Annotated in this window: 8 protein-coding genes; 5 read left to right on the top strand and 3 right to left on the bottom strand. The window is 56.6% G+C overall.

Features of this window, described 5'->3' with window-relative positions:
- A partial coding sequence (gene mmuM / locus ACFFLD_RS18520) for a homocysteine S-methyltransferase (protein ID WP_386042992.1) occupies positions 1-845 on the top strand: 845 nt, incomplete at its 5' end.
- Between the two features lie 5 nt (positions 846-850).
- On the opposite strand, the gene ACFFLD_RS18515 is transcribed toward mmuM, so the two are convergent.
- Positions 851-1,753, bottom strand: a complete 903-nt coding sequence (locus tag ACFFLD_RS18515) for a LysR family transcriptional regulator (RefSeq protein ID WP_386042991.1) — start codon at positions 1,751-1,753, stop codon at positions 851-853.
- Between the two features lie 117 nt (positions 1,754-1,870).
- Between ACFFLD_RS18515 and trpB the strand changes: the two genes are divergently transcribed.
- Positions 1,871-3,088 (top strand): tryptophan synthase subunit beta, encoded by a 1,218-nt coding sequence (gene trpB / locus ACFFLD_RS18510; protein ID WP_386042990.1) that lies wholly within the window; start codon positions 1,871-1,873, stop codon positions 3,086-3,088.
- Positions 3,085-3,960, top strand: a complete 876-nt coding sequence (gene trpA / locus ACFFLD_RS18505) for a tryptophan synthase subunit alpha (RefSeq protein WP_386042989.1) — start codon at positions 3,085-3,087, stop codon at positions 3,958-3,960. Before trpB ends, trpA begins: the two co-directional genes overlap by 4 nt.
- Here trpA and ACFFLD_RS18500 read toward each other — a convergent pair.
- A complete protein-coding gene (locus tag ACFFLD_RS18500) occupies positions 3,957-4,691 on the bottom strand; it encodes an SDR family oxidoreductase (RefSeq protein WP_386042988.1) in 735 nt (244 codons plus the stop codon). The two genes, trpA and ACFFLD_RS18500, sit on opposite strands and share 4 nt — an antisense overlap.
- A gap of 520 nt (positions 4,692-5,211) precedes the next feature.
- Here ACFFLD_RS18500 and ACFFLD_RS18495 point away from each other — a divergent pair.
- Entirely contained in the window at positions 5,212-6,273 is a 1,062-nt protein-coding gene (locus tag ACFFLD_RS18495; RefSeq protein WP_386042987.1) for an SDR family oxidoreductase, read from the top strand.
- Positions 6,274-6,598: 325 nt separating this feature from the next.
- Positions 6,599-8,272: a methyl-accepting chemotaxis protein gene (locus ACFFLD_RS18490; protein WP_386042986.1), complete on the top strand. Its 1,674-nt coding sequence runs from the start codon at positions 6,599-6,601 to the stop codon at positions 8,270-8,272.
- Between the two features lie 88 nt (positions 8,273-8,360).
- Here ACFFLD_RS18490 and ACFFLD_RS18485 read toward each other — a convergent pair whose 3' ends face one another.
- On the bottom strand, positions 8,361-8,975 hold the full coding sequence (locus ACFFLD_RS18485) for a LysE family translocator (RefSeq protein WP_386042985.1): 615 nt from the start codon (positions 8,973-8,975) through the stop codon (positions 8,361-8,363).
- Positions 8,976-9,047 lie beyond the last annotated feature (72 nt).

Here is a 9,047-nt window from a genome sequence, read left to right as displayed (position 1 = left end):
CGCGCCTGCTGTCCCAGTCGCCGGAGAAGATCCGCCACGTCCATCAGGCGTATTTTGAAGCCGGTGCCGACTGTGCGATTACCGCCAGCTACCAAGCCACGGTGCCTGGTTTTATCCAGGCGGGGCTCACTGCCGAACAGGCACGGGAATTGATTCAGCTATCGGTCACGCTGGCGCGGCAGGCCCGCGACGCGGTGTGGCAGCCGGGGCAGACGGATCGACCCAAACCGCTGGTGGCTGCATCCGTTGGCCCGTATGGAGCTTATCTGGCGGATGGCAGCGAGTACCGTGGCGGCTATGATCTGGACCGCGCCGGGCTGGTCGAGTTTCACCGCGAGCGCCTCACACTGCTGCTAGCGGCGGGAGCGGATCTACTGGCAGTAGAGACCTTGCCGTCATTGGAAGAAGCGTTAGCGATCACCGATTTGCTCGCCGAGCACCCGGGCGCCCAAGCCTGGATTACCTTCTCGGCGAAGGATGGTGCCCATATCAGCGACGGCACGCCGATCGAGGAGTGCGCTGCTGCCCTGGCCAGTTGCCCGGGCGTGGCGGCCATTGGTGTTAACTGCACGGCACTCACCCATATCGAATCGCTGATCAAGGCCATCAAGCGCCAATGCGATCTGCCGGTGTTGGTTTACCCCAACTCGGGGGAGCATTACGACCCAGTGACCAAAACCTGGCACCCGGCTCCGTGTAATCAGGCTACCAGCGGGCCTTCCAGCCTTACTCAAGGAGTCGAGCAGTGGCTGGCTGCTGGCGCTTCGGGCATTGGCGGCTGCTGTCGAACCACCCCTGAGGATATTCAAGCGTTAGCCCAGTGGCGGCGCTCATACCACTCCTAGCCTTGCTAGCTCGCCGGTTCATTCAGGGCTTGTTTAAGCCATTCGGCCAAGGGCCTTCCAGCGCGAGTACCGGTTTGGCTGGGGAGCCATAGACAGAGACGGGCGGTGGTTTCGATACTGCCCCAAGGCGCTACCAGTCGTCCGCTTTTCAGGTCGTCTTCGACCAGTAGTTTGGGTGCGATGGCCACGCCCAGCCCAGCCACCGCGGCTTCCATCAGGTAGTAAAGGTGAGCAAACCCCTGGCCGTGGACTAACGCGTCATCAAGCTTACCCTCTTCAAGCCCTTTAGCGTGGGCCCATTCCGGCCACGCCTGGGGGCGCGAAGCGGTGTAGAGAAGCCTGGTAGTAAAGAGGGTCTCTGGTTTTTCAGTATCAAGCTTGGCGGCTAGCGGCGGGCTTGCCACCGCGCAAATTTCTTCTGTCATCAACTCAATGATCTCTCCCGCTTCCGGCCAGGGTGGCTCAACAAATGCCAGTGTTGCGCTAGTGCTCGATTGTTTACTGGGTTGCTCGGTGTCGCTGACGACCACCTGCAAGTTGAGCTCGGGCAGCTCGCGGTGCAGGCGGTCCAGCCGAGGGATCAGCCAGCGTGCCAGCAGGCTGCCAGGGCAGGCCAGCGTGAAGGGGGCGCCTTCCACCTCACGTTTGAGTATGGCGCAACTATCCTTGAGCCGTGCAAACGCCTCGCCGACGCCGTTTTGGAGCTGTTCGCCGTGTGGCGTCAGTGCCAGGCCGCGACCCGCCTTGATAAACAACGCGACGCCAAAATGCTCATCCAGGCTTTTAAGCTGGCGGCTAACGGCCCCGTGGGTAACGCTGAGTTCATCGGCGGCGGCGGTAACGCTGCCAAGCCTTGCGGTCGCCTCAAAAGCGCGCAAGGCACTTAATGGTGGCATGCTGTTTTGCATTGATCGTCCGGCATTGTCAGTTGAGTAAAACTCACGGGTTGCTGCTATCTTATCGATTTTTATCGCCGTTTGCCTGCGTTACCTTGATTGCAATCCAAATCGCACTCAGAGGTCGTGATGAACCAACCCGCGAACGTATCTATCAACCAGCCCGATGCCAATGGGCTCTTTGGCAGTTTCGGTGGTCGTTTCGTCGCTGAAACGCTGATGCCGCTGATCCTGGAACTCCAGGACGAGTACGCTACCGCTAAACAAGATCCAGAATTCCAGCGCCAGTTAACGTACTTCCAGAATGATTATATAGGACGCCCCAGCCCCCTCTATTTCGCAGAGCGCCTAACTGATTACTTTGGCGGCGCGAGCATCTATCTCAAGCGCGAAGAGCTTAATCATACCGGTGCACATAAAATCAATAACTGCATTGGGCAGGTGCTGCTCGCCAAGCAAATGGGCAAGAAACGCATCATCGCTGAGACCGGCGCTGGCATGCACGGCGTAGCCACAGCCACCGTGGCAGCGCGCTTTGGCTTATCGTGTGTCATCTACATGGGCACGACAGACATCGAGCGCCAGCAGCCCAATGTATTCCGAATGAAATTGCTGGGCGCAGAAGTGATTCCGGTTACCTCCGGCACCGGCACGCTGAAAGATGCCATGAACGAAGCGCTGCGCGACTGGGTCACCAATGTAGATGACACGTTCTACATAATCGGCACCGTCGCCGGACCGCACCCGTACCCCGCCATGGTGCGTGACTTCCAGGCCGTGATTGGGCACGAGACGCGGCGGCAGATGCAGGAGAAAGAAGGGCGCTTGCCGGATTCATTGGTCGCCTGCATTGGCGGTGGCTCCAATGCCATGGGGTTGTTTCACCCCTTCCTGGATGACCCTAGCGTCCAGATGATTGGCGTTGAAGCGGGTGGTAAAGGCGTGAAAAGCGGCCTGCACGCGGCCAGCCTGAATGGCGGCACGCCCGGGGTACTGCATGGCAACCGCACTTACCTGCTACAAAACGAGGATGGGCAGATTATTGATGCTCACTCGATTTCCGCAGGGCTGGACTATCCGGGTATCGGGCCCGAGCACGCCTGGTTGCATGAACAAGGGCGCGTTGAGTACGTCTCCGCTACCGATGACGAAGCACTGGAAGCGTTTCAGATCTGCTGTCGTCAGGAGGGCATTATTCCTGCTCTGGAAACCGCCCACGCCTTGGCCGAAGTCGCCAAGCGCGCCCCCAAGTTGCCCCGTGAGCACTTGATGGTGGTCAACCTTAGCGGCCGTGGCGACAAAGACATGATGAGCGTCGCCCACTACTTGGGAGATAAATTCAAATGAGCGCAGCCCAGGACAACACCATGAGCAATGCCAACGCCCGTGCATCACGTTTGAAAAGCCGCTTTGCCGCGCTGAAGGCCGAAAACCGCCCGGCGCTGGTGAGTTATTTAACCGCCGGCGATCCGGACGCCGATACCTCGCACCGCTTGCTAAAAGGGTTACCCGAGGCGGGCGTCGATATCATCGAGCTGGGCATGCCGTTCAGCGACCCCATGGCCGATGGCCCCGCGATTCAAAAAGCTGCCCTGCGTGCGTTGGAAAATGGCCAGACCCAGGCCAAGACGCTGGAGATGGTGCGCCGTTTTCGTGAAGATGACAGCACCACGCCGATTGTGTTGATGGGCTACTACAATCCCATTTACTGCTACGGCGTCGAGCGCTTTCTTGATGACGCCGCCAGCGCCGGGGTCGACGGCCTAATTGTGGTCGACTTGCCGCCCGAGCACGATAATGAACTCTGCGAGCCAGCCGCTCAGCACGGCATTGATTTTATCCGCCTGGCCACGCCCACCACCGATGCCAAGCGTCTGCCAAAAGTGCTGGCCAATGCCTCCGGGTTTATCTACTACGTCTCGGTGGCGGGTGTGACCGGCGTCAGCGCGCCCACACCTGAAAAGCTGAAAGGCGCGGTGGCCGAGCTTCGCGAGCATACCCAGCTGCCCATCGCAGTGGGCTTTGGCATCCGGTCGCCCGAGCAGGCCGCCACCATTGGCCGCTTCAGCGATGCGGTCGTGGTTGGGTCGGCGCTGGTTGACTGTATTGAGCAAGCCAACTCCGGCGATGACGCGGTTGAACGGGTGCACGGGTTGGTTCGTGAGCTGGCTGAAAGCGTACGAAGCTGCCGAGAAACTCGCGAAGAGGCCATTAGCTAAACAAGACCACCGTTGGCGCGAATCGTCTGGCCGTTGATCCAGCCGCCTTCGGTTGAAGCAAGAAAAGCTACCACGTGGGCGATATCCTCAGGCGTGCCGAGCCGCTCCAGGGGCGGCATTTTCGCCAACCGCTCAATCAACTCGTCAGACTTACCTTCAAGGAACAAGTCTGTCGAGGTGGGGCCGGGGGCCACTGAATTGACGGTAATCGCACGGCCACGCAGCTCCTTGGCAAGAATCGCGCCCAAGGTCTCAATTGCTGCCTTGGTCGCCGCATAGATACCGTAGGTTTCAAGCTTCATGCCCACCACACTGGTCGAGAAGTTAATGATTCGGCCACCGTCGCGCAGACGGTTGGCCGCTTCACGCATGGTGTTGATTGAGCCCTTCAGATTGATATCGATCTGCGTATCCACCAGGCTCGCGTCAGATTCCGCAAGTGGCGCAAGCTTCAGAATACCGGCACTGTTCACCAAGACATCAACCTGACCATAGGTTGCTTCTATGTCGTCGAACATGTGATGTACCGCATCAGCATCTGCCACGTTAGCCTGCATCGCCAGGGCATGGCCGCCCGCTGTCTTGATCTCACTCACTACCTTGTCAGCCGCGACGGTGTTGCCCGCATAGTTGACGATAACTGTGAAGCCGTCTTTCGCCAAACGTGTTGATATGGCGGCGCCAATACCGCGAGAACCCCCCGTTACAAGCGCGACTTTCTGATCAGTCATTATCTCTCTCCGCTTTTTAGTGGTCAGTCATGTTAGTGGTAAGTCATGAGCAAAATCAGCTAACCCGTTAATGCTGCTGAAAGCCATTACGCTGCCGCCCTGATGGCGTCAGGGACTATTCAGGTGTCACTAAGCATACGACGATTTACGCGCTGGGTTGCTAGTCGAAGTAGTACCGTTATACCCGCCTACTGGCTCGCCTGTCTCCATTCTATCTCTCAACAACCGGCAGTTATCTCAGCGTGTAGGTAGATTCATCGACTGGATATTGAGTGGATTAGTAGAGGAGGGAAGGGCTCATCTCTCGATACGCAGTTCTTTTATATCTTTTTTTAAGTTTACGGCGACTACTTAGCCATTGGGTGGTAATTAACGTTAATCCAACTAGGGTCAATAGTGTTTTACATGAGCTAACGTATGCCGCTATTGCACGCTTTTATTGCATGCCCCTGCCAGGGAAACGCGTGTCTTAGCCATGCGTTATGAATGGAATCACGACGATTATTTAGTGGGGAACACTATGAAGCCCGATAACACGTTTGATCCTACTCGCCGCCAAGTAGTGGGCGGTATTGCTACCGGTATGGCGGCCGCGATGGCTGCTCCCGCGTTCGCGCAGTCATCTTCATCATCTTCGTCTTCATCGGCGTCTGGCAATGCCGGTAATAGCGCTAACACTTATGACGCAGGAGGCCCTATCTGGCAAATGCAGGATCCCAGGACCAAGTACCCCGAACCGCCGTTTCCAAAGCAGCCGTTAGAGTGGCCAGGGCTTGCCAGCGAGATGACGCCCCGCCCAGACCACGGTGAAGAGAGTTATCGGGGTAGTGGTCGCTTGACCGGAAGACGTGCGCTCATCACCGGCGGGGACTCAGGCATTGGCCGTGCGGCTGCTATTGCCTATGCCCGCGAGGGCGCTGATGTCGCCATCAATTATTTGCCTGCAGAAGAGTCAGACGCCCAGGAAGTCATTGAGCTGATTGAAGCAGAAGGGCGCACCGCCGCTGCCATCCCCGGCGATATTCGTGATGCATCGTTCTGTAGTCAATTGGTAGAGCAGGCGGTAGAGCAATTAGGTGGGCTCGATATTCTGGTCAATAACGCGGGTCGCCAGCAGTGGCAGCCATCGATCATGGATATTACCCATGAAGCCTTCGATGACACCATGAAGACCAATCTGTACGCCATGTATTGGATCACGCAGGCAGCCATACCGCACATGGAACCTGGTTCCGTGATTATTAACACCACCTCGGTGGTGGCCTACGATCCGCCTAAAATCCTGCTCGATTACTCGATGACCAAAGCGGCCATCGTCGCGTTCACCAAAGCCCTGGCAAAACAGGTAGCCGAGCAAGGCATTAGGGTCAATGGTGTGGCGCCCGGTCCATTTTGGACCCCGCTTCAGCCCAGCGGAGGTCAACCGCAAGACGCCGTGCAATCCTTTGGCGAAAGCACACCGCTTGGCCGGCCAGGCCAGCCAGTAGAGCTAGCCGGCACTTACGTGTTGCTGGCATCACCAGAATCCAGCTATACCACCGGTAACATACACGGCGCAGGCGGTGGTGCTGGCGATCCATAAGTTGTCTTTCTAACGGTGGTTATAAAAAGCAGCACGGGGCCTGACATTGATATGTCAGGCCCCGTTTCGTTTATCCACGTCCGCCGTCACAGGATGTTCTCGTCTGTAAGATATTATTCCTTCGTCTTGTAAGAGATTGGCTCGTGTTTTGTAAGACATTGACGATTTTTTTTAATCTGGCAATTAAGTTTTTATTCAGATATGCCGATATAAGATATTGATAGTAGCGTCTTGTGCTTTGCCTGAATGCAAGTCGCTTCTGAGATTGCATCTCCCTCTGGCCTACCCAATGCCAAGCGCAGCGGGCTTCTATGAGAAAATCCTCATGCTACTCCTGAATCGAAGCGTCAAACTCCGTCTGGCCGTGAGTTTGGGTGCCTGTATTTTGATGTTAGTCGTTGTCGGTACGATCGGACTTTACAGCCTTAGCAAAACCAACGATGCCCTCCATCGCACCTACGAGGGAAACGTGCTCACCTTGGGTGACTTGAGCAAGATCAATCAAGCGTTGCTCAGCAACCGGGTAAAGATAACCGCCGAACAGCGCGACCGGAATCCAGCCTCTGCCATTACGACGAAACAGGAAGTAGCTGAGAACGATGCCATTATCGATGCCGCCTGGGAGGATTATTTTCCTAACCGTGTATCCAGTGTGCAAGAGCGTGCCATCGCTGAAGGCTTCATTACCTCGCTAGCCAGCCTGCGTGCCGGTATTGAAGAGATCAATACGGCAATGATTGAGAATGACTTTGAGGCCGCCAGAGAGATTGCCACCACGACGCTGCGTGCCGCGTATCCCAAAGTGTTAACGGCGATCCAGGAGCTGACTGACCTTAACGGTGTTCAAGCCGCTGCCGCTAACAAACAGTCGGCAATTGACTATGTGTGGACACGTAATTTTGTTATCGGTGTCATGGCAGGGGCCGTCATCTTCAGTATTCTGCTCGCGATGTGGTTGATTCGCGGCATCATGACGCCGTTGGGCAAGGCACAAGAGCTTGCCAATGCCATGGCCAGTGGAAATCTGAATAACGACATCGACATTACCTGCAAGGATGAGTTTGGTGACATGCTGCGTGCATTAGGCGCGATGGAAGCCAAGTTCTCGCAAGTGGTGCTGTCGGTTCGTAATAACGCCGAGTCCGTGAACGTTGCCGCCGACGAAATTGTACTGGGAACCGACGATCTGAGTCGCCGTACCCAGGAGCAGGCCGCTAGCATTGAGCAGACGGCGGCATCGATGGATGAAATCACCTCGACCGTACGTCAAAACGCCGACAACGCCTCTGAAGCCGACAAGCTCGTGCATGATGTCAGTCAGCAGGCTAATGCCGGAGGTGAGATCGCCGGGCAAGCCGTCAAAGCGATGGAAGGTATTAACGCGTCAAGCCGTAAGATTGCCGGTATCGTTGGCTTAATCGATGAGATTGCCTTCCAGACCAATCTGCTGGCGTTGAATGCCTCGGTTGAAGCGGCTCGTGCAGGTGAGCAAGGACGCGGGTTCGCGGTGGTTGCCAATGAAGTACGCAACCTGGCCGGGCGTAGTGCCGATGCCGCCAAAGATATCAAAAAGCTTGTGGAAGATAGTATCAGCCAAGTCGATAACGGCTCGAACCTGGTCAACCAGGCAGGCAAGTCGCTTGAAGATATCGTCAATGGCGTACAGCGCGTCACGGTGCTGATGGGAGAGATCGCCACAGCAAGCCGAGAGCAGTCGCAAGGTATTGAGCAAGTCAATACGGCTGTTTCGCAGATGGACAGCGTCACTCAACAAAATGCGAGCCTGGTAGACGAGTCCAGCGCGGCAGGTCGTTCACTGCAAACCCAGGCTGCTGCGCTGTTGAAAGAGGTGTCATTTTTCAGGGGAGCCACCAATAGTCACAGCCAACCTGCGCTTCCCGCGTCAGTAAAACATAACCACAAGCCACAGCAGGCCAAACGTCCGAGCACCCACGTCATTGGGGGCAAAAAAGACACTGAACAGTGGACCTCTTTCTGATCGTCAGCAGCAATAAAAAGCGCCCCACGGGGCGTTTTTTTTTATGAGCAATCTGGCACGGCTGAATGATATGGCGCAGGCTCGGCCGCTAGCTAACTGAAGAGGTAAGCGGTAGCCACACATGCTCATACCCAATCGATAGCGCTACAGCGACCAACAGCCCTGCCATTATCCAGTTAAAGCGCTTAACAATACGTGGATTTTTGATACGCTGCCCGACCCGGCTGCCTATCAGCACGTAGCTGCCTGGCGCACCGGCGGCCAGCAGCGCCAGAGCGAACGACCAGATAATCAGGCTAATCCCCTGAATGCCCGCCGCCGGAAACTGCAGCGTGGCAATAGGCAGCGTGGCGACCATGGCTTTGGGGTTAAGCAACTGTATCACCAGTCCATCGCGATAACTTAACAGGCGCGGGGCATCGGTAGCTGTCTCCAGCTCTGCCTTGGCGCGGGCGACCTTGAAGGCCAAGTAGAGAATGTAGCCACAGCCCAGGGCGCTTACCGCCACCCGCGCTTGTCCACCTATCCAGGCCGCCCCCGCCCAACCCAGAACCAGCAGATATACCAGCATGGCGCTACCCACCCCAAGGCAAAATCCGACCGACCGCTTGGCCTGGCCATTGATGCCCACATTCAACCCCAGCAGATTCACAGGCCCAGGCGTGTACATGACGCCCAGGGCATAGGCGACGATTGCTAACATGGTAAAACCTCTAATGGAGAGTACTTATGCTTAGCGCTTTGCTTAGCGCTTGTGCTTAGCGCTTATGATCAG

This window comes from Vreelandella sulfidaeris, assembly GCF_042429665.1.
In the GTDB taxonomy this organism is placed as follows: Bacteria; Pseudomonadota; Gammaproteobacteria; order Pseudomonadales; family Halomonadaceae; genus Vreelandella.
Note: the sequence above shows the minus strand (reverse complement) of the source record. Positions and strands in the feature narration are given on the sequence as shown.

Bases quoted from the DNA above. Each gene is read 5' to 3' on its own strand.
- ACFFLD_RS18490 (WP_386042986.1), top strand. From the start codon at position 6,599: ATGCTACTCCTGAATCGAAGCGTCAAACTCCGTCTGGCCGTGAGTTTG.
- ACFFLD_RS18485 (WP_386042985.1), bottom strand. From the start codon at position 8,975: ATGTTAGCAATCGTCGCCTATGCCCTGGGCGTCATGTACACGCCTGGG.
- trpA (WP_386042989.1), top strand. From the start codon at position 3,085: ATGAGCGCAGCCCAGGACAACACCATGAGCAATGCCAACGCCCGTGCA.
- ACFFLD_RS18500 (WP_386042988.1), bottom strand. From the start codon at position 4,691: ATGACTGATCAGAAAGTCGCGCTTGTAACGGGGGGTTCTCGCGGTATT.
- ACFFLD_RS18495 (WP_386042987.1), top strand. From the start codon at position 5,212: ATGAAGCCCGATAACACGTTTGATCCTACTCGCCGCCAAGTAGTGGGC.
- trpB (WP_386042990.1), top strand. From the start codon at position 1,871: ATGAACCAACCCGCGAACGTATCTATCAACCAGCCCGATGCCAATGGG.
- ACFFLD_RS18515 (WP_386042991.1), bottom strand. From the start codon at position 1,753: ATGCAAAACAGCATGCCACCATTAAGTGCCTTGCGCGCTTTTGAGGCG.